The sequence below is a fragment of the Brasilonema angustatum genome, assembly GCF_059505445.1.
Map to the genome: position 1 here is coordinate 43,141 of NZ_JCACKO010000102.1, position 21,050 is coordinate 64,190.

At 40.9% G+C, this 21,050-nt stretch carries 19 protein-coding genes; 8 read left to right on the forward strand and 11 right to left on the reverse strand.

The features are described from left to right. Nucleotides 1-172: 172 nt before the first annotated feature. Nucleotides 173-769: a glyoxalase-like domain protein gene (locus tag AC5JM2_RS17050; RefSeq protein WP_495836047.1), complete on the reverse strand. Its 597-nt coding sequence runs from the start codon at nt 767-769 to the stop codon at nt 173-175. Between the two features lie 382 nt (nt 770-1,151). Here AC5JM2_RS17050 and AC5JM2_RS17055 point away from each other — a divergent pair, with 382 nt between their 5' ends. Continuing rightward, nucleotides 1,152-1,790: a sigma-70 family RNA polymerase sigma factor gene (locus tag AC5JM2_RS17055; protein WP_495836235.1), complete on the forward strand. Its 639-nt coding sequence runs from the start codon at nt 1,152-1,154 to the stop codon at nt 1,788-1,790. Between the two features lie 90 nt (nt 1,791-1,880). Here AC5JM2_RS17055 and AC5JM2_RS17060 read toward each other — a convergent pair whose 3' ends face one another. The 5 genes from AC5JM2_RS17060 to AC5JM2_RS17080 all read right to left on the reverse strand — a co-directional run bounded on the left by AC5JM2_RS17060 (nt 1,881) and on the right by AC5JM2_RS17080 (nt 8,416). Then, nucleotides 1,881-2,762: a hypothetical protein gene (locus AC5JM2_RS17060; protein ID WP_495836048.1), complete on the reverse strand. Its 882-nt coding sequence runs from the start codon at nt 2,760-2,762 to the stop codon at nt 1,881-1,883. Nucleotides 2,763-3,071: 309 nt separating this feature from the next. After that, nucleotides 3,072-3,623 carry a DUF2267 domain-containing protein gene (locus tag AC5JM2_RS17065; RefSeq protein ID WP_495836049.1) on the reverse strand — a complete coding sequence of 184 codons (552 nt, stop codon included), beginning with the start codon at nt 3,621-3,623 and terminating at the stop codon, nt 3,072-3,074. Nucleotides 3,624-3,846: 223 nt separating this feature from the next. Then, the gene (locus tag AC5JM2_RS17070; protein ID WP_495836050.1) at nt 3,847-5,280 is read right to left on the reverse strand and encodes a sensor histidine kinase; all 1,434 of its coding nucleotides are present in this window, start codon (nt 5,278-5,280) and stop codon (nt 3,847-3,849) included. A gap of 409 nt (nt 5,281-5,689) precedes the next feature. After that, on the reverse strand, nt 5,690-6,571 hold the full coding sequence (locus tag AC5JM2_RS17075; RefSeq protein ID WP_495836051.1) for a TauD/TfdA family dioxygenase: 882 nt from the start codon (nt 6,569-6,571) through the stop codon (nt 5,690-5,692). 756 nt (nt 6,572-7,327) lie between these two features. Next, the gene (locus tag AC5JM2_RS17080) at nt 7,328-8,416 is read right to left on the reverse strand and encodes an alpha/beta hydrolase family protein (RefSeq protein ID WP_495836052.1); all 1,089 of its coding nucleotides are present in this window, start codon (nt 8,414-8,416) and stop codon (nt 7,328-7,330) included. A gap of 445 nt (nt 8,417-8,861) precedes the next feature. Between AC5JM2_RS17080 and ppk1 the strand changes: the two genes are divergently transcribed. Further along, entirely contained in the window at nt 8,862-11,024 is a 2,163-nt protein-coding gene (ppk1, locus tag AC5JM2_RS17085; RefSeq protein ID WP_495836053.1) for a polyphosphate kinase 1, read from the forward strand. A gap of 53 nt (nt 11,025-11,077) precedes the next feature. Here the strand turns inward: ppk1 and AC5JM2_RS17090 are convergent, their stop codons facing one another. Both AC5JM2_RS17090 and AC5JM2_RS17095 read right to left on the reverse strand, forming a co-directional pair. Next, the gene (locus AC5JM2_RS17090) at nt 11,078-11,653 is read right to left on the reverse strand and encodes a GNAT family N-acetyltransferase (RefSeq protein WP_495836054.1); all 576 of its coding nucleotides are present in this window, start codon (nt 11,651-11,653) and stop codon (nt 11,078-11,080) included. 265 nt (nt 11,654-11,918) lie between these two features. Then, the gene (locus tag AC5JM2_RS17095) at nt 11,919-13,409 is read right to left on the reverse strand and encodes an ABC transporter permease subunit (protein WP_495836055.1); all 1,491 of its coding nucleotides are present in this window, start codon (nt 13,407-13,409) and stop codon (nt 11,919-11,921) included. A 331-nt stretch (nt 13,410-13,740) separates the two neighbouring features. On the opposite strand from AC5JM2_RS17095, the gene AC5JM2_RS17100 reads away from it, so the two are divergent. Beyond that, nucleotides 13,741-14,244: a MogA/MoaB family molybdenum cofactor biosynthesis protein gene (locus AC5JM2_RS17100; protein WP_495836056.1), complete on the forward strand. Its 504-nt coding sequence runs from the start codon at nt 13,741-13,743 to the stop codon at nt 14,242-14,244. Nucleotides 14,245-14,304: 60 nt separating this feature from the next. Here AC5JM2_RS17100 and mraY read toward each other — a convergent pair whose 3' ends face one another. Both mraY and AC5JM2_RS17110 read right to left on the reverse strand, forming a co-directional pair. Continuing rightward, nucleotides 14,305-15,405 (reverse strand): phospho-N-acetylmuramoyl-pentapeptide-transferase, encoded by a 1,101-nt coding sequence (gene mraY / locus AC5JM2_RS17105; protein ID WP_495836057.1) that lies wholly within the window; start codon nt 15,403-15,405, stop codon nt 14,305-14,307. Between the two features lie 82 nt (nt 15,406-15,487). Then, nucleotides 15,488-15,727, reverse strand: a complete 240-nt coding sequence (locus AC5JM2_RS17110; RefSeq protein WP_210617324.1) for a DUF3134 domain-containing protein — start codon at nt 15,725-15,727, stop codon at nt 15,488-15,490. A gap of 226 nt (nt 15,728-15,953) precedes the next feature. Between AC5JM2_RS17110 and AC5JM2_RS17115 the strand changes: the two genes are divergently transcribed. The 5 genes from AC5JM2_RS17115 (at nt 15,954) to mdh (ending at nt 19,856) form a co-directional block, all read left to right on the forward strand. Then, a complete protein-coding gene (locus AC5JM2_RS17115) occupies nt 15,954-16,538 on the forward strand; it encodes a PAP/fibrillin family protein (RefSeq protein WP_495836058.1) in 585 nt (194 codons plus the stop codon). A gap of 399 nt (nt 16,539-16,937) precedes the next feature. Beyond that, nucleotides 16,938-17,150, forward strand: a complete 213-nt coding sequence (locus AC5JM2_RS17120; RefSeq protein WP_495836059.1) for a photosystem I reaction center subunit IV — start codon at nt 16,938-16,940, stop codon at nt 17,148-17,150. A gap of 241 nt (nt 17,151-17,391) precedes the next feature. Further along, nucleotides 17,392-18,243, forward strand: a complete 852-nt coding sequence (locus AC5JM2_RS17125) for a DNA-formamidopyrimidine glycosylase (protein WP_495836060.1) — start codon at nt 17,392-17,394, stop codon at nt 18,241-18,243. A 397-nt stretch (nt 18,244-18,640) separates the two neighbouring features. Next, complete coding sequence (locus AC5JM2_RS17130) at nt 18,641-18,856, forward strand: NAD(P)H-quinone oxidoreductase subunit O (protein WP_169156760.1); 216 nt, start codon at nt 18,641-18,643, stop codon at nt 18,854-18,856. A gap of 19 nt (nt 18,857-18,875) precedes the next feature. Beyond that, entirely contained in the window at nt 18,876-19,856 is a 981-nt protein-coding gene (gene mdh / locus AC5JM2_RS17135) for a malate dehydrogenase (RefSeq protein WP_495836061.1), read from the forward strand. A 238-nt stretch (nt 19,857-20,094) separates the two neighbouring features. Here mdh and AC5JM2_RS17140 read toward each other — a convergent pair whose 3' ends face one another. Continuing rightward, entirely contained in the window at nt 20,095-20,463 is a 369-nt protein-coding gene (locus AC5JM2_RS17140; protein ID WP_495836062.1) for a translation initiation factor, read from the reverse strand. Between the last annotated feature and the right edge of the window lie 587 nt (nt 20,464-21,050).

The window sequence follows — 21,050 nt, forward strand, 5'->3', positions numbered from 1 at the left end:
AAGGACTTTGACTAGAATACTGAGTAGCTAAATACAATCCATTATTATTGATGCAAGATGTGACTATAATCAAATTCCCGACTTCTGCGAAGTCGGGAATTTGATTATATTTCAAAATTAATGCCGTAGATTACTAAGTGCAGAATGTGGAATACGATTGCACTAAGCTTGACTAACTGGCGACTTCAGCCATTTCAATAATGCGCCCTTCGTAGTCCTTAACCAGAAAATTTAATGGCTTCTCGCTGCGAATCTTGAATTTCAACCCCCGCGTTTCCACTCGCATTAAAATCATTTCTAGGCAATCGCGGTCAAAGCAAACGTGGCGTTGCTGATTTTTATTGCCTAGACTTGCTCCCATAATAATGTGCAGCTGAGTATTTTTCTTTAGCTGATACCAAAGCCCCTCGCTAGCATTGCTCATTCTGCTGCCGGAAAAGGAGGGAGTGCTAGACAGGTAAAGCGGATCAACTCCCGTTGCGCCTAAAGTTTGCTCGTAGTTGTAATAGTAGTGTAAAGGCACTTCAGCCGCTGGCAAATCTAGCAGTCCTTCATACAACTGTCGTGCCACCTCCAAATCTGACACCATAACAGTGTGTACTTTTGGAGCACTGGTAAGAAACATCCACATCGCACCAGCATAGGCTGCTAGTAGCATCACCATGATACCTTGGGTGGAGAAAAGGCTATCTAACGGCAGGGATGGCAAAAAAGAACCTAGGATGAAAGGCTCGATTAGGAACTGTGACATGCTAACTGCTATAACCATGAATAATCAGCTAATGTATAAAGAGATTCGCTCTTTCAGCTTTTAAGTTTAAGTCTATGTTTATAGTGTATCAAGACCAATAAAATATGACTCCTAAATCTCAAATTCTACCAGCCAGCAAGTCTGATTGGTCTAGTAATATGGGAAGCATAACAGAAGGTTGCTCTAAAATATACCTGTAGGAGTCACACAGCCAGTACCTTGTTGATACGTATAATGTAAAAATAAAAACAATAGATAACAACTCAGATTATGTAGCAGATAATTGAATCATCAATAGAACACGCAAATTTTCCGCTCAAAGCGCGTTTGCACCCAGCGACCCATTGTTTCAGTTTTATTCAAAAAACGTTCCTACCACTCATAATTAGTCATTCGGATGGTGCAAATTCCTTCTTTCGCGGAAGCTCATCACCCATTAATAAAGTCACTGTTCTATCACACTGACAACGAACTGGTGACTCTTGTTCAGCAAAACCCTGATGCAGGTAGATACTTCACAGCGATTTTTTGTCGCTATAACCCGATAGTCTACACCTTGATTCGGCATTCTGCGCGATCGCCTGTGCAAGCTGATTATCTTTTTGCGCTCACCTGGCGACATATTTATTACGAACTCGTTGGAGTTGATTTAAACAGCAGCCAATTTGCCAAAGATGGTCTGACTATGCAAAATTGGCTGATTAATATGACAGCTTACTGTATTAACGATATTCAACTCCCTCCGACAGAAGCAATTCATTATTCTCTCAAGACGACTTCTCCACCATTGTTGTGTTATGTGGAACAAGCATTAGACCAATTGCCACCCATTTTGCGATTAATGGTTTTGATGGCTCAAACCTTTCGTTGGAGCGAAACTAGAATTGCTGCTTACCTGCAAGCTGAAGGAGAAACTATCAACCCAAACGAGATAGTACATTTTCTTCAAGAAGGTTATCGTATGATGGAAGAGAAATTACCAACAGATATCCGCACTATCTATCTAGGTGAAAATGTTCTTCAACCTGGAAGTGCCTAAAAAGGCAATTTCATATGTTTGAGAAAAACATGTTGCAGCCATTTACCTACTGAGCAAATGGCTGCCTAACTAAGTGAAGATTGTAGAAGCCTAATTCAAAAAGACCTTACCATCTTCTCGAATTCTCACTACACCCTGATTATTAGCATTTCTTTGTTCACTCAAAGAAAGCTCTATCATTCCTGGCTTGGTAGATATTGGAGTAACTTTTACAAAACCCTTATCTTGACGAATGGTGCTGATACTCACAGGGAGTGGCAGGTTTTGCAGTACAACTTCTTGACGACCAGAAAGAATCCGCTGCCCCGTGTACCCGATTGCTTCATAACTGATTCGAGCATTTGTGTTATTTTTCAATCTTACAGAAACTTTGCCATTGCTAGGAGTAACCAGAGCAATCGGGCTTTGGCCTTGTTGTGATGAGGTGGGTACTACGACTGAATTTTGTCTTTGTTGACTACTAGGATTACCGCCAGATTGAGAGTATGTCCTGACGGTGGAGTTACCTGTTGGTCCACTACTGCTGTAAGTCCGAACTTCCGATGAGGAACTATTTGTATCTTGTCCAGTACTCGTTGTTGTTGACTGTGTCTGGCTGCTGTAACTTTCGGAGCTATTATCAGAACGGTTGTTGTATGGTGTTTCACCGCCTACACCCTGCCTCATTTGTTCTTGTGAAGGTGTTGGTTGATTAGAAACACTCCCTGGAGTCACACGTCCTTGCTCTTGTAGTTGTCGAGTGAGTGCGTTGGGTGGACATCCCTGGGGAACCAAGACTCTACTGTTGTGAGGCTCTTGGTAGAAAATACTCGGACAAGGGTTAGTTTTGGAGTTAGTTTGTTGCGGGGGTTGCTGAAGTACAGATTGCTGAGCCATTGCTTGGGGAATGGCTGGCAAGCCAATTAGTAATCCACCACAAATAGCTCCTAAAAATTTAGTAGTTCGACTGAGTTTTTGGTATTGTTGGTTCATACTGACCTCCTATGTAAAAGATTGAAATCTTTGAATGATGTCAAAACTCTTGCTACAAGTTGCTTTTTTAAGGCAACATACAAGATTATTTACTTGTCGCTTGGTTATGCTTGTTTTTTAAAAGTTTTTTAAATTCATTAATAATCAAACTATAACAATTAGTAATTAATTCGTACTCTAACTATAGATATGAAAACTTGTACTCGGTGAGATAGAGTTTTATGCCACCAGTACTACATAAATAGGTATATTGAGGCTCTGGTTCAAGTCATCCATCCCCGATCAGAGCCTCTTAATCAGGAAGATTTGTTAAGCTTCTTCCCAAAGTTGAAGAACTCTATCAGGCAACCAACTAGCAATCTCTTGAATTCTTTCTGGAGATAATTCTTCTTTTGTAGCAGAGAATACAGCCTTAACAGCTTCTTCTCGGTCTACATTGCGTGACAATCCACCTTCATTTGCGACTCGGAATAAAAAGCGGTCAGAATCAATCTTAAAAATTCCAGGACCTTGCCAAGGTGGACGAACCCGACTCAGGAAGCCCACAATTGGATTTGTGTCTTTCCAAAGCTCTACGATATCATTTTGCAGTGCTTTTTCATCAGTGATTTCAGCTGGCTTACCTTGTAGTTCCTCAGCAACTCGGTCTGCGGCTTCGGTGGTCATGAGGTCACGCATCACACGGAACACCACTTCCGTAAAATCCCTAGCGTCGTAAATGTCCTCTAGGCCCGCTTTAGCCTTTATCTTCTCTAAAAAAGGGATATCTTTTGAGTCGATAGGAGATGATTTTTTGGCATCTGAAGATTCTGGAACAGCAGATGGTTGTTTTTCATCTAAAGATTCTGGAGTATTTGTCATTTATCCTCCTGATAACATCAGTTTTTCTATAATTGCTGACGCCATAAGTGAATTTTTCCACTAAAAATCTAGCAATTTCTAAAACTACTTATAAATGTTGTATAAGTAGTGATCTCAAACTGCTAGAACTTTCTTGCTTAATTCAACAAGCATCACTTTTAACTTATTAAGTAAAGTTACTTCAGTGCATCTGTCACAAGAAACATTTCTTAACCTTAATCTATTAAGAATCAAAAGTAACGGGTAAAGTAACGGTGACAGTAGTCCCACTGCCTAGAGTACTTTCTACATAAATTTGCCCTTGGTGGTTCTCGACTATGGCTTGGGCGATCGCCAGCCCCAATCCCGAACCAGTCGCACTTTGTGTTACTGTACCTTTCGCCGTATGAGTACGCGCTGGATCTACTCTGTAAAAACGGTCAAATAAACGGGGTAGCGCCTCAGCAGGAATACCAATACCAGTGTCTTTCACCTTAAAGACTAACTGGCCACTGTTGTAACGCAATCCAGAAACGCGATTTGTTGCCTCAAAGCCTGCTAATTCTATATTTACGCATCCTCCAGAAGGAGTATATTGTAAAGCATTGCCAATCAAATTTGTGAATAACCGTACCAGTTGATCCCAGTTGCCAACAACTGTAAACCAATTGTCAAGTAATTCGGGATCTGTTTCGCAAACAGGAGGATCAACCAAATCTAGAGAGAAAATAATATTTTTTTCTGTCGCTAACAGTTGTTGTTCTTCAACCACTTCCATTAACAAAGCATCAACAGGACAGGGAGAAAAAATTTCTTTGCTGATACCACTATCCTGTCTTGCGAGAAACAGTAAATCATTGACTAACTTGCCCAAACGTTGCGTGAGTCGTTCGACCACTTTTAATTGTTGCCGATAGTGTGATGGAATAGAACTGTCTGCTTCGGATAATTCCAACTCACTCAAAGCGACTTGCACATTAGTTTGAATCAACGTAATTGGACTTCTTAATTCGTGAGAAGCATCAGCGGTAAACTGTTTAAGACGTTGATATGATTCATGTACTGGTTCCATCGCTTTACCTGAAAGAAACCAGCCACTTGCTGCAACAGAAAATACCATCAATCCAATACCCAGTGCTAAATCAAAAATTAATTGACGACTGGGTTTTGTGACTTCAAACCACGGATGACTAACACGCAAATATCCTAAAACCTGCCGACCAATTTGTACCCGTTCTGTCACTTGTCTCAGGAGGAGTGGGGGAGTGGAGGAATATTCAACATTTTGAATTGATTTGTCTTGGTTCCTAAAAACTTTGACAGTCTCACCTGTACGGTTCGCATGCAATGGAATGTTCAGAGGTTGTGACAAAGTAGACCAAAGTAATTCACCAGTGGGGCTAAACCATTCAAGATCGATGTGGTCATCTTCTGCGGTGTCCGTATTATCGCGAAAAGTGGCATCTATATTGATACGGGATTGACCAAAATCTGAGTTAACTGACTCAATGACGAGCGATCGCTCTACTACCTCCACCACATGATTCAAAGTATCGTCAATCCGCTCAATCAAGGTACTACGTACATACAAATACACCCCACTTGCAAACAGCAGCAGTAACACAGCTGTCACAGCAGTGTACCATAGGGCAAGACGGCGACGAGTGGCTTGAAACATAGATGCTTGCGACTGAAAAATAACAGTAAGATTTATAATTTCAACAATAACCTTGCTGTTGTGGCAAAAAATGCTTTGGAAATAAAGAGTTAAGTATATGGATACTGATGAGACAATTTTCAGTACCGATTGGGTTACTGTCAAGAATACATCTAAAGGATTTCATTTGAAAATTGATTTTTCAGCGTAGGCTATCGCACTGTCAAGACCAACGATACTGACTTCAGCTAATAATATAATTGTCAAGATGGTAGCTATAAGATTCTATTTTATTTTTTAACGGAATTCAGTACAGTTGATGTTAAGCGTTTGGGTGTTCCCTGTTCCCTATTCCCTGTTAAGCGTTCCCTACCTCTACGAGTCAATTCAGAAATCAAACCGGATTCCTATATAAGATAGACACTTTTACTTAGAAAGGAAAAGCTGGGGAACATAACCTTATATAAATATCTCTTTGATCATCAACAAAAGCTCTTCTACCGTGAAGTATTCTTGTGTTATCAACCATGAGAATATCCCCTTTTTTCCACTTAATTTCTGTGGTTATTTTTTCAGCTATTTCATTAAGTTCAGATACGACTTCATCAGGTATATCAGAATCATCCTCAAACTTAAGAATATTTGGACTTAACTGCTTCGTCGGCAATAGGCTATTAATAAATACCTGATACTTTCCACATCGGCTGGGAATAATTGCTGAACAAATGTATTCCAGCAAAATTGAGTGATCATCGTACACTGTCAGACGTGTATTATTCTGTTTACACATTTCTTTAACCCTATTCAAGTTATCTGTTTGGTATTTCTTCTGCCATGCCTCTTGAGGAATCCGAACAGTAAACTTTAGTTTCTTTTTGCTGAATAATTCTTTGATGAAACAACTCATTTCATTAAAAAACTGTCTGCCATCACATACCGTAGTTTCACCATCTTTAAGTGGCGGATTAGCACAGAAAAACCATAGCATAAGTGGAATATTTTGCTGATAATACATTTCTCCATGCAACTTAATCTCAGACTTAAAATCATTTACACTCAAAAGAGTCTGATCTCCATTAATTACCTTTCTCGTGAATGCGCCACCTGCATAATTTCTAAAATTAATACTTAATAAATTTGTAAAGTTTCTAAAATTATCAGTATCAGTGTTAAATCCTCTAAAAAGTAATATTCCATAAGATTTAAACAAACTAATAATTTCTTCTTGGTCTAATTCTAGAATATTGATATGACCGAGATTAATAATTTCTTGACCTATGCTATCAGATATGGGCTGTAGTTTAATATTCATATGATTTAACAAGTTTTTAGAGAAGTTTTCACGCCTAGAAAGCCACTAGAGTGTAACTTAGTGGTCTAATTTATATATAGATGTAGGCGAAATCGACTTATGCAGTAGAAAAGGCAGTGTCTTTTTTGAAAAATGACTTCTTCCTATCTATAGCGCTTCTCAGTTGCGTGCAATACACAGCTGTAGAGACGTAGCATTTACGTGCTCTACATTATTCGTGGTGGTGTATGTGATTCAAATGAGAACCGCTATAAAACCGTAGACGACAGTAAAATTCTTGGATGGCATATCGATTTTTTCTTTTAGACAAGTATGTGCTTTTGGGCACAATTACTTCTGTCTGCGATGACTTGGACTTTTATAAAAAATTCTTGGAAAAAATATTTTATATGTCAGTTTACATAACGATTTAAGTCATAACTCATCCTACTGCAATTGTAATAGTTCATTAGAAAATTTCTGATAGCAAGTCCAACAACAGAATACATATGCTACAGATGAGCATAAGTGTATTCATGCAAAAATTAAGAGAAATTATCTCGTATAAAAATGTTCCCAAAAATTATTTAAGGCAGCGGCAACTAAAAAGAGGCGCTGATTCTTTCCTTTTGTAGAGTTTAGGTGTTGGTGCTGTGATCTCTGGTGATTTCTTTTTGTATCAGCTGCTGTTCTTCTTTGGACTTTTGCGACATGCCTAAAGGCGTCTCTGGCTTTGCGCAATCCTACCCACTTTTGGTACTATTAGCCCCGCTTTGTTTATCGCCAGCAATCAGTGGTGACTTCGCTACTTGTCTTTATTGATAACCATTTTTTCAATCGCCATAAGACACTCCAGGTACTTATTGCCACCACTCCCAATGTTAAGGGTGCTTCAGGAATAGGCTTTATTTGTTTGGTGACACTGACATTTGCATCTTTCATATCGCCTGTAAAATAGACGTAATCAAAAGCACTTTTGTCACCAAGAATGCTGGCACGTAAAAACAATCCACTCCAACGGGCGATAGTTTCAGTTGCTACATCTTGATCTATGGTAGGTGTGTTTTTTTCAGATCCAGACTTTGAAGGGTCATTGATATTCGTAATCCCGTAGTGGTTGGCACCATCAATGGTGACAAAGAATTTGGGCGGCTCTTGAATTTGCTCGTAAGTTAACTTTGCTGTTTCAATAGTATTTATGCTATCAAGCGTTCCGTGTAATAAGGCAACAGGAATTCCTGAATTATTGATAGGGAGGAACTCTTGAGTTGATAAATTTCGTAGAAAAGAACCGAAAAACGCTCCTGCTTTCAGTTCTTGTGGTCGGCTGAAAGAATCTTCACAAAAAAAGGGAAGACAAGCGTTTGCGATCGCAGCTAATCCGGCATAGCCTCCCGCAGAATGACCAAGCAAGCCTAATTTTTGCGTATCAACAATACCACTCACTGGCGTTGTAGGATTTTCCGAATCAGTTTTTATCTGTGACAAAACAGCATTGATTTGTGAGGGTTCAGGTAAAAGTCCTGTCCTACCAGTCTGTGGTGAAGTTCTGAGGTGATTGGGTACAACTACCACAAATCCGTAGCGGGCTACTAAGTTAGCGTAATTGGAGTAATTTGATTTATCAATATTTGCACCTTGCAACAAAATTACCAGGGGGAATGAATAATTGCTAGTTTTTAAATTTGATGGATTGGGGTAGTAGATATCAGCTAAATCGTTATTAGCTGTGATAGATGTCGTGTAGCTAGCAACATCTTGAAACAATGGAGCATCACTATAAGTTACAGCAGCAGCTTTCCCTATATTCAGTACCATTAAAGCTGTACTCAAAAAAGCTACTAACAGGACTTGACATGTAGTCACAACAATGACTCCTTGGTTTTAGTTCAGTTAATCATTCTTCAGTCTACTTTCCAGCAATGTTAAAAAAGATTTGGATAATAAATAGCTCTTTTGAAAAGGTAAGGGAAAATGACTAGCAAAATTATACAAATTATTTCTCAATTCAGTAACGCCATTTTTTGAATATGGATTATTTGATGATGAATTTTCAACAAAAAGCGATCGCTCTCCAGAATTGAGGTTATTGCCGCAAAGTTTTCAACCAATACAGTAAGTATTTTAACTTAGTAAACCCTGCCCGTCTAACCGTTTTGACTCGGGTGTCCCTATCGTGCAACACAACTTTCCACATCCGTCTGCAAATTTTCCTTTCTCTTTGCCTTGAGATAAAAGTGATGGCTTTTTTCCTCTACTATGTTTAGTATGCTGTCCGAGTTGTGTTAAGCTCTCCCTTTCTGTGGTCATCATGCCAAAATCAAAGAAGGCCGCTCATCAAATCAATCTCAACGATCCTCAATACTATCTCAACCGAGAGTTAAGCTGGCTAGAGTTTAATAAAAGGGTGTTACATGAAGCCTGCGACTCACGAACCCCTTTGCTAGAACGGCTTAAGTTTTTGGCAATATGGAGTTCTAACCTGGATGAGTTCTTTATGGTGCGCGTTGCAGCACTTAAGCAGCAAGTAGAAGCAAAGGTTAGCGTGTTAGCTTCTGATGCTCGCACGCCACAACAACAGTTAGACGAAATTACCTCTATGCTGCGTCCGTTAGTCGCCAAAGAGCATGAACAATTTGAGAAAGTCTTACGACCTCAACTTACCGAGCATGGCATACATATTTTAGATTACATAGATTTAACCGAAAAACAGAGAAAATATTTAGACAAATACTACGAAGAGCAAGTCTTTCCCGTCGTGACTCCTCTTGCTGTTGACCCCAGCCATCCTTTTCCCTATATTTCCAATCTCAGTTTGAATTTGGCTGTTGTTGTCAAAAACCCGGAGACAGAAGAAGAATTGTTTGCCAGAGTCAAAGTCCCAACAGTTTTGCCACGATTTTTGGCTTTACCGCCAGATTTGGGAATTCAAAATAATGGCAAACCAGCAGTGTGGACAGGGGTTCCTTTGGAACAGGCGATCGCCCATAACTTGGAGTCCCTCTTCCCAGGAATGAATATACAAGAATACCATATCTTCCGTATAACCCGTGACGCTGACTTGGGATTAAAAGAAGATGAAGCCGATGATTTGCTGTTGGCTATTGAGCAAGAACTGCGAAAACGCCGCGTTGGTGGAAGTCCTTTGCGGTTAGAAATACATTCTCAAACTCCTGAATTTATCAAACAACGACTGTTGGAGGATTTAGAATTAGAGGAAAATGATGTTTACGAAGTAGATGGTATTATCGGACTGAAAGATATGATGTACTTCATGTCTTTACCCGTCCCAGAACTCAAAGACGAACCGTGGCAAGCTGTTGTACATCCTCGCTTACAAAGGATTAAAAACCCAAATCTAAATCCAGAGCTAGAAGAGATAGAAGAAGGAAAAGATTTTTTTACAGTTATTCGAGAAAAGGATTTATTTGTACACCATCCCTATCAATCCTTTTCAAGTTCTGTGGTGAACTTTATTGTCTATGCTGCCCATGATCCGAATGTGCTGGCAATTAAGATGACTCTTTATCGGACTTCTTCTGACTCACCGATAATAAATGCCTTAATTGCAGCTGCTGAAAATGGTAAGCAGGTTTCTGTATTGGTAGAACTCAAGGCACGGTTTGATGAAGAGAATAATATCTACTGGGCGAAGCGGTTGGAAAGGGTTGGAATTCACGTAGTTTACGGTTTAGTCGGTCTAAAAACTCACAGTAAAATTATTATGGTCGTTCGGCGCGAACAAGACCGTATTTCTCGCTATGTACATATTGGGACTGGTAACTATAATCATAAAACGGCACGATTGTACACAGATTTGGGATTATTTAGTTGCAATGAAGAGTTGGGAGCGGATGTTACAGATGTTTTCAATTTCTTGACAGGATACTCGCGGCAAAAGTCATACCGAAAACTTTTGGTTGCACCTGTCACGATGCGCGATCGCTTCCTTTCTATGATTCAGCGAGAAATTGAAAATGTTCGTAATAACTTGACTGGGCGGATTGTTGCCAAAATGAATTCATTGGTAGATCCGGAAATCATCTGCCATTTATACGAAGCTTCCCGCGCTGGCGTGCAAATTGACTTAATTGTGCGTGGAATTTGCTGTTTACGCCCTGGACTAAAAGATATTAGTGAAAATATTCGCGTGATTAGTATTGTTGGTCGCTTTTTGGAACACTCCCGCATTTTTTATTTTCATAACAATGGGCAGGAGGAAATTTACATCGGTAGTGCCGATTGGATGCGACGTAATTTAGATCGTCGGGTAGAAGTTATTACCCCAATCTTAGATGCAGACATTGCTAAAGATTTGCAAGAAATCTTAGGAATTATGTTGGCAGATAACCGTCAAGCTTGGGAGTTGCAGCCAGATGGTAGTTATATTCAAAGACGCCCTGGTGAAGACGTTCCAGAAGCAAGTTCACAAAAAATTCTCATGTCAATGGCTTTAAACTCAAATGCGAATTAATTAAGTACCCTGTGGCTGACTCTGCACGGAGTGCAGAGTTTCCCCAAAAGAAGTCAGCGTTTGAGAGTTCGTCCGCCCGCTCGCTCGTTACCCTCCCATGTTTCCCGTGTAAGTTGCCATTCAGTTTGACTCCATCCTCGCGTTTGCATCCAAGGTGCACCTGGGCGTGTCCCAACTGCTACAAACCCATATCGGCGCGCCAAGCGTTCCACCCGTGAATTCGCACTAACAGAAATTCCTCGAATCTCTTTCAACCCGAGTTCGCGGAACCCAAACTCGATGAGCGCCCTAGCAACCTCAATTGCGTAGCCGTAACGACCCCAGCACTGTGGTGCTAGTTCGATTCCTAGTTCCGCTTTGTCAGGGCCATAGCCTTCACGGCGCAGACCGCAGCAGCCAAATATTTCCTGGGGGTTCTGGAGGTGAGCGATCGCAAACTGATAATTGCTACGTGGCTGTTCGACTGCCCATTGACCGAAAAGCCCCAGAAGCGATCGTGCATACTCAGGTGTTACCTCTTCTGGTGCACAAAACTCCGCATACCGTGGATCGGCATGATAGGCAATAAACGCAGGCTCATCTTCCTCAATAAACTCGCGCAGCAAAAATCTTTTGGTAATGATCTCCATGCTCAACCCAATATACCAATTATGACCGAAACAATTTTAGATTTTAAATTTTAGATTTGAGATTGGGGATTTTCGGTATAAGCCCCGTCTTTCTAAAATGGAATTAATCCAAAATCTAAAATCCTAAATCCAAAATTGATTGACGTAATTAATCCAAAATCGTAAATTTAAAAATCTAGGCTTCGTTTCGCTCCGCTCCAAGCAGAGCACTTTTAGGGTGGAGTTAATCCAAAATCTAAAATCCTAAATCCAAAATTGATTGACTTTACTCGCTTTGTTTTAACCTGTTTTCTAAAACGGATGCACTCTTAGTCATACCCATAACTAAAAGATAGTAAATTAACCCCGCGAACAGCAGAGGCTCAAAGTAAATATATTTATTTGCACCAACAATTTGGGCACTGCGTAATATTTCCACTACACCAATTGTTGATACCAAAGCTGAGTCTTTCAATAATCCAATAGTTTCATTTACTAATGCTGGTAGAATATTCTTCAATGCTTGCGGCAAAATTATGTCCCACATCATCAACGAGTAAGGAATACCCATAGACATAGCCGCCTCAGCTTGTCCTTTATCTACAGCTTGAATTCCACCCCGGATAGTTTCCGACATATAAGCCCCAGAGTTAAGGGTAAAAGTTAGCACCCCTGCTTCTAAAGCCGAAATATTATACCCGCTCAGCTGGGGTGTCGCATAGTAAACCAAAGCTAACTGTAACAACAAAGGTGTGCCTCGAAATACGGAGGTATAGGCGTTAGCAAGCCAGACAAGGGGCTTAATACCAGTAATTTTGCATAAAGAGAGAACTGTACCCCAAATTAATCCTAGAAATACTGACAACAGCGTAAATAACAACGTCAGAGGAATGCCTTTGAGGATAAAAGGAATATCTGGGATAATTCTAGAAAAGTCTAAATTCAGTCCGCCTTTAGAAGGAGATGAAGATACGGTAGTGGTTGAGGTTGTTTGGGAAAACCATTTGGTTGCTAATTTTTCTAATTCTCCTTTATCCTTCATTTGTTGCAGGACTTTATTAAAAGGTTCTACAAAAGAGGAACCTTTAGGAAAAGCGATCGCCGATCCACTCGCCTTTTCTGAGGTAATAACGTTAAAACTTAATTCTGGATTGGCTTGGACGAATCCCTTAGCAACAGCATCCTCAACTATTGCTGCATCAATTCGCCCTGATTTAATTTCCTGAATAATTTCTGCTACTTTATTGAGCTGCTTTAGCTGAATCCCTGTAACTTTTTGGGCAATTTTTTTAGCATTTTGCTCTTGGATAGTTCCTAGTTGTACTCCAACTTTTTTAAGAGCTAAATCTTGGGGCTGTTTTAGGTTGCTATTTTTGGGAGCGACAATTGTATCTTTTGCTTGGTAATAAATAATTGAAAAGTCAATATTTTTCTTACGTTCTGGAGTGGGAGTCATCCCAGCCATAGCAAAATCAGCCCGATTTGTTTGGAGTGCTGGAATTAGTCCATTAAAATCGGATTCCACAATCTTGAGTTTAAATCTTAGTTCTTGAGCAACAGTTTTGGCTATATCTACATCAAAACCAACAATTTGCCTGTCACCCTTTTCAGTATTATAAAACTCATAAGGCGGATAATCTGGGGAAGTAATCATCGTGAGCGTGTCTTTGCCTAAAGATGAGGCTGCTTTTAAAGAATGACTAGAACCTGTGATCAGACTAATCATTAGTATTGGTGTAAACAGGACGGTTAAGAACCATACTTTTCTTTTCTTCATAAAATTGATAATTATTGAGGTAAACAGTTTATCATTCTCCAACATGATCATTACCCCAATTTGAAGAATTCATGTCAAACTTAAAACTCTATATTAATCAGGTGTTTGCAAAAATGAGACAAACTCTTCAAACAGAACAATTCTTCTTGAAGAAATACTAAAATTTATTATCTGACCAAATCTACATTAAATTATGAATGCACTTTTACAGCTTTAACTGTGATACTCTCTGTAGTGGACTACAAGTTAGCGGTTAGTAAAAAAACAATAACTAACAACTAACACAACAAAATGCACAGATGAGCAATGACAAAAAGTCTATAGTTTCCTTATGACGCACATCCCTCACCCAGACACCCCAGGCATAACAGTAAGTTGCGCGATCGTAACTGTTAGCGACACACGCTCAAAACAAACTGATAAAAGTGGTCAGTTGATTCAAGAATTACTCCGCAATGCCAATCATGCCATAGAAGCTTACGCGATTGTCAAGGATGAACCTGTCCAAATTCAAGAGCAAATAGAACAACTGAGTCAGTATCCAAGTCTGGATGTCGTGATTTTCAATGGTGGTACAGGGATTGCACCAAGAGATAACACATATGATACAATTATAGAATTGCTAGAAAAAACCCTGCCTGGGTTTGGTGAGTTATTCCGCTTTTTAAGTTATCAAGAAATTGGTTCGCGAGCGATGACATCTAGATCTGTTGCTGGTGTGTACAAGCGCAAACTCATCTTTTCCCTTCCAGGCTCTAGTAATGCAGTACGACTGGCAATGGAAAAACTCATTTTGCCAGAACTTGTTCATCTAGTTGGACAGTTGCACAAATAAAAAATAACCCCCTCTAGTTGAGGAGGATATTATATTTGATTGCGGTAATTTATGCAATCATCACAGACTAATCGTCAGGCTGATGACAGCCAAAATAGCGCAAACTATGTAGAAGACCGCAACAACTTGCAGTTCTGACCAACCAGAGAGTTCCAGGTGATGGTGTAATGGTGCCATCTTGAATAAGCGCTTGCCTTTGCCATCAGAACCTTTGGTAGCTTTGTAGTAGCTAACCTGCGCCATTACCGAAAGGGTTTCCACGAAGAAGATTCCGCTGAGAATGAACAGTGCGACTAAACTGTTAGTCAGCAAGCCCACTGCAGCCAAAGCGCCTCCTAAAGCCAAGGAGCCAGTATCACCCATAAAAACACGCGCTGGGTTACGGTTATGAGCCAAAAACCCTATACAACTGCCACTCATACAAGCGCAGAAAATCATCAATCCAGTTGAGGAGGGAGCGCTAAGGGCACCCAATGCTAGCAGTGCGATCGCCACCGTTCCTGCTGCCAAACCATCAATACCATCAGTCAGGTTCGTGGCATTACTTTCTGCCACCAGTACAAAGCCCGCTAAAGGCCAAAATAGTAATCCTAAGGGTAGAGAAAAACCCAAAGGCAAAGCAATATTTGTAATATCAAAAGGTTGAGTAAAAATGAGCCACAGACAGAACGCTAGTGCAAAACCGATTTGCAAAGCTAGTTTCATCCGGGGAGATATACCTTTATTAGACTTGCGGCGCAGAATTTGCCAGTCATCTATCCAGCCAATCAATCCGTAGCTTAAGGTCAAAGCAGAAACTGCGAGTACCTCTGTTGTAAAGTTAGACCACACACAGGCAGTGACCACTGCCACAGGAACAAAGAATATGCCCCCCATCGTTGGTGTACCTGCTTTTTTCAGATGAGCCACCGGACCATCCTCACGGATGATTTGACCCGTTTTCAGTGCTTGTAGTAGCGGTACTACCCAAAAACCGACGGCGGCTGAAGCGAGTGCACAGAACAAAAACGGCAAGGTTAACGACATACCTTGCCAAGGCAATCTATTCGCTATTCCATCTAACACTAGTGCTGATACACCCAGACCTACACCCAGTAGAGAGACCAGACCTATGCCATTTATGATGTTTAACCCTTGGTTAGGAGATAATTTTGCGTCCACGGAAACTTCCCTTCACTCCACACTTGCAAAACTAAACAATAGGGACGAGTTGTGCCAGTAATATACCTTCAGCCCAGATTATTTACTCCTCATCTGGAGCCGAATCATCGTCATCATCAAAGTCATATTCGCCAATCCCGTCCTCAGTACTCAAAAACTCTGTTATCTCTTCTTCGTCATCTTGAAAATCCTGCTCGTGAACATCACGGGCTATGAGACGACCACTTGATTGTAACCAGTCCAAGAGCGAGGACTCTTGCTTTAATGGAATAACAGACGCCCGCTGGTTTCGGGGTACTTCACGCAACGGAGAATTTAGCATATCAACGAAGACAATATAAGGAGAAGGTAACTAGACACTAAGAGTCTATCACTTGATACCGCACTATTTACTTGTTAATTCAACTCTTAGCTTAAAAATCCGACAAAAAAAATTTTATTTATGATTGATACTGGAAAACGTGAAACCCTACTATTTATCGGTATGACACTATACATAGTTAATCAATATTTTCTGAAGTGAACGATGTTTTTTGAGGTGAAAAACAATGCTAAGAAAAGCTTCCCTTTTAGAAGCAATTGCTGGGAAAAATCGGGGACTACTTGCAACTGAGCAAGATAAACAGGCTATATTAATAGCCATTACAAATTTAGAAGATGTAAATCCTACATCTTCCCCAGTTGAAGCAACACACTTGCTCAATGGCAACTGGCGATTAATATATACCACAAGCAAAGCTCTACTAAATATTGATAATTTACCATTGTACAAGCTCGGTCAAATTTATCAGTATATTCGCGTAGAAACTAACAGCATTTACAATATAGCTGAAACTTATGGCTTGCCTTTTTTTGAAGGCATAGTCAGCGTTGCTGCAAAATTTGAGCCAGTTTCATATCGGCGCGTCAACGTGAAATTTGAGCGGTCTGTTATCGGTTTACAACGGTTAATAGGATACACCTCACCTGAGAGTTTGGTCGAACAAATTGAACTTGGCAAAAAACTCACCGCAATTGATTTTTCTTTAAACAGCGACAAACAGCAAGGCTGGCTGGATATCACCTACATAGATGACAATTTGCGTATTGGTAGAGGTAATGAGGGGAGCGTGTTTGTTTTGACTAAAGCATAAGAACCTCCCAAACAAGTACTTGCGACCAATGAAATTATGCGATCTCAAGAACTTTGTCAAGGTTTATTTCATACTTTTGTGGAATAAAAATAATAAAGAATTAGGTAACAAGTGGTAGGTGAGAGTCAAAAACCTTTATCAGCTATGCTTTGTAACCTTTTCCTGTAACCTATTCCCCACACCCGATAACTTTTTTTGACCCTGTAACTTACTCCCTATTTACCCCAGAGGACGAAAATTGATCGTACAAGTTTCTCCCAGAATCACCACTGTAATGTCTTAAAGAACCCTTGGCAAGATAAATAACTTAACAAAGCTTCTTGGTGAGCCCTCCTGGTTGTAGAGTGAAATCAATTAGCCTTGTGTATTGGCAATTTATAACTTAAAGGGAAGAAACTCATGGTTCAACGTGGTTCTAAAGTGCGTATTCTCCGCCGGGAATCCTACTGGTATCAAGATGTAGGAACCGTGGCGTCTGTTGACCAAAGCGGTATTAAATACCCAGTCATTGTCCGTTTTGAAAAAGTAAACTATGCTGGCGTCAACACTAATAACTTTGCTCAGGCAGAACTCTTAGAGGTTGAAGCTCCAAAAGCAAAAGCGAAGAAGTAAGGTAGAAGACAAAGGGAAACAGCAAAGGGAGTGACAAAGGGAGGAAACTTCTGTTGCTTCCCCACTCACCCCATCTGTTTGAGCTACAGGAGTAGCACGCCAGTTGTTATCTCCTCTACCAGACGCAAGTGAACAAAGGAGAGCCGAAGCGCTTTGTTCGCAATGGCTCCCCTTCTATAGCCTTGCTGCATCAGTTATGCTGTTCCCCCTATTCCCCTTATATTGCTGTCTTTCAAACAAGATGCCTGAACTGCCTGAGGTTGAAACAGTCCGGCGGGGTCTGAATCAATTGACCCTTAACCAAAAAATAACGGGTGTCCAAGTGCTGCTTCATCGCACGCTTGCCCACCCGTTTTCTGTAGAAGAGTTTTTCATTGGAATTAAAGAGAGTTTCATCGTAACTTGGCATCGGCGCGGCAAATATCTGCTGGCAGAACTCTCCTTGTCTGACCCTAATTTGTCAGCTGGTTGGCTGGGGGTTCATCTGCGAATGACAGGTCAACTTCTGTGGTTAGATCGAGACGATCCGTTACCCAAGCACACACGAGTCAGATTATTTTTTGGAGATGAACGCGAATTACGCTTTGTAGATCAGCGTACCTTTGGTCAAATCTGGTGGGTACCTCCAACAGTTGCACCGGAAAGTATTATCACAGGTTTGGGAAAACTAGCAGTTGACCCTTTTTCACCGGAATTTACTGTTGAATATTTGGCACTCAAATTGCGAAACCGCCGCCGTTCGATAAAGACAGCACTTCTAGATCAGTCAGTAGTGGCGGGTTTAGGTAATATCTATGCTGATGAAGCGCTATTTATGAGTGGAGTTTTGCCACAAACTTTATGTACAGATTTGCAACCAGAGCAAATTGAGCGTTTGCACTCTTCGATCATTCAAGTGTTAAAAGCCAGTATTGAAGCTGGTGGTACTACGTTCAGTAATTTCCTAAATGTCAAGGGAGTCAACGGTAACTACGGTGGTGTTGCCTGGGTTTACAACCGTGCTGGAGAACCCTGTCGAGTTTGTGGTACAGCAATTCAACGGATTCGGATAGCTGGGCGTTCCAGCCACTATTGTGTTCACTGCCAACGATAAGCAATATAAAAGAAAAAGTGAAAAAAGTTACAACTAAATATAGAAAATACTAATGTATAAAAATTAATGTATTATTCTGATACAATTTTGATTTTAGATTCGAAATTTTGAATAAACGCAGATGAGGGCAGACAATTATCTAGAAAATTATCTAGAAACTATTTGCGTACATCCGCGTGCATATGCGGTTGCAATTTTGGATTCTGAATAAGCTCCTACCAGTAGGAAGTTTCAGGAATCTAAACATAGCAGCCATAAAACTAACTGAATATCTACGCAAAAAATGTAAAAGACATATCCCAACACAAATAGGGAAAAGATAACTCTTGGCTCTACAAAGACTTCCTGCGAGCTACAATCCTGAAGAAAACAATTTACACACTCACGAGGGAAACTCATGGCTGTAAAAAGAGGAAATATGGTTCGTGCTGTCCGCGAAAAGCTGGAAAACAGTCTAGAAGCACAAGCTAGTGATTCTCGTTTTCCTTCCTATCTGTTTGAAACCAAGGGTGAAGTCGTAGATATCAAAGGTGACTATGCCCTTGTGAAGTTTGGGAAAGTGCCAACTCCAAATATTTGGTTACGTCTAGATCAACTTGAAGAATTTAAATAACACTCAACCATTAGCAAATATGAGCTATTCCCCTTTCTCCCAAATTAAGCGCCATTCACCCCGTGTCACCGTTATCGGTGCTGGTAGAGTTGGTAGTACCTTAGCCCAGCGCATTGCTGAAAAAAATCTGGCAGATGTCGTGTTGCTTGATGTTGTTGAGGGTATGCCCCGAGGACTGGCACTAGATTTGATGGAGGCAAGGGGAATTGAACTGCACAATCGTCGGATTATCGGTACAACTGACTACGCTGAGACATGTGGTTCTGATATCGTGGTCATTACAGCAGGTTTTCCTCGCAAACCGGGCATGACTCGGGATGATTTGCTTTTGACGAATGCAAAAATTGTGATGGAAGCCGCAAACAAATCAATCAGTTATTCTCCCGACGCCATATACATAGTTGTCACAAATCCCTTGGATGTGATGACTTATTTAGCATGGCAAGCAACTGGACTGCCACGCGATCATATTATGGGTATGGCTGGTGTGTTAGACTCAGCACGCTTTGAAACCTTTATTGCGATGGAACTAGGGGTTTGTTCCCTTGATGTTAAAGCAATGGTGCTGGGCAGTCACGGAGATTTAATGGTGCCCTTGCCGCGTTATGCTACTGTTAACGGTATTCCGATTACAGAACTGCTGGATGCAGCCACAATTGAGCGATTGGTACAACGTACACGTAACGGTGGTGCAGAAATTGTAGAACTAATGCAGACAGGTAGTGCTTTTTATACTCCTGCCTCTTCTACCTGCGTGATGGTGGAATCAATATTGCTAAATCAGTCACGCCTGTTGCCAGTGGCAGCGTATCTTCAGGGTGAATACAGTTTAAACGATATTTTTACTGGTGTTCCCTGTCGCTTAGGTTCTAGCGGAATTGAGGAAATAATGGAATTAAAACTTACCGATGCAGAAATAAACGCTTTACATACTTGTGCGCATGAAGTACGCAAGAATATTACCCGAGCACAGGAAATTTTCGCTGCTGTGAGTCGGTAATAACAAACTCCTGTCCTTATTCTCCCCGAAAGGGGAGAGGCGGAATCAAGAAAAAGAGGTGTAAGGGGTGTAGGGGAAATTAATTAGTAAGGGCTTGAACCCAAATGGCTCTAGGTTAGCGTGTACAAAAAAGCGCATGTTTTTGTCGCTCCCCTACACCGTTCGGCGCTCGCGCTCACCTTGGCGTTGCCCTTAGACCCCTAGTTTTGGTTATCAGCAGAGATTTGTTATTTCCGCGTTAACGGTAACCTTCATCAGCAGGATCGCCATAGGGGTCTTCACTTGCTGGGCGGACCTCGCCAAACTGGCCGTAGCCCTGGTCAGCAGGGTCACCGTAGGGATCTTCACTTGCTGGGCGGACCTCGCCAAACTGGCCGTAGTTATCAGCAGGGTCGCCATAGGGGTCTTGGCTAGCTGGGATGGCGTTACCGTAGCCCTGGTCAGCAGGGTCGCCATAGGGGTCTTGGCTAGCTGGGATGGCGTTACCGTAGCCCTGGTCAGCAGGGTCGCCGTAGGGGTCTTCACTTGCTGGGCGAACGTCGCGATCATCTTCGTTTGACCGACCACCCAAAAAATCCGTTGCCTTCCGCAAAAAGTCGTCTACCATGACTTGTCTCCTTTTTATTTCCTTGCTTAATTATGTTGTGGTCTTTTTCTATCCTTTTTTGGTCTTGAGTGCAAGACTTTATGTGATTCTCAACAAGCGATTTTTATTTAATATGTGGGCGCTTCCTGTGGAACAATATCAGTTAAATCGCGACCTATTGTACGCCCATTGTAGGCTTGGAAATCCCGATAGTGTTTTTAACAACAGCACAGGAACACAAGTAAATCCTTAACTCAAAATTATCATGCAATTTTTCAGGTTATCCATCTTGCCTTTGAGAGAAGTTGCATTCATCCTCAAGAAGTATGAAGGTAAGTAGATAACAAATAAGAACGGTAATTATATTTAAAATTTAAGATAAACGATGTGAATTGTTGATTTCTCTTGACTTAATGCAGGAGTTGTGATCAGCGCCAAGATTGTGCCACTCAGTAACAGGCTGGGAAGAAGCTTGTTAAATTTCATAGTTTTCCTCTGACTTCGTCACGCCACAGCTATTTGTTGTTCATGATCACTGCATCGGAAAATATTGAAATATCTTTGTATTAAAGAAACAAGCTTAATAATACTGCAATCAACAAAACTTT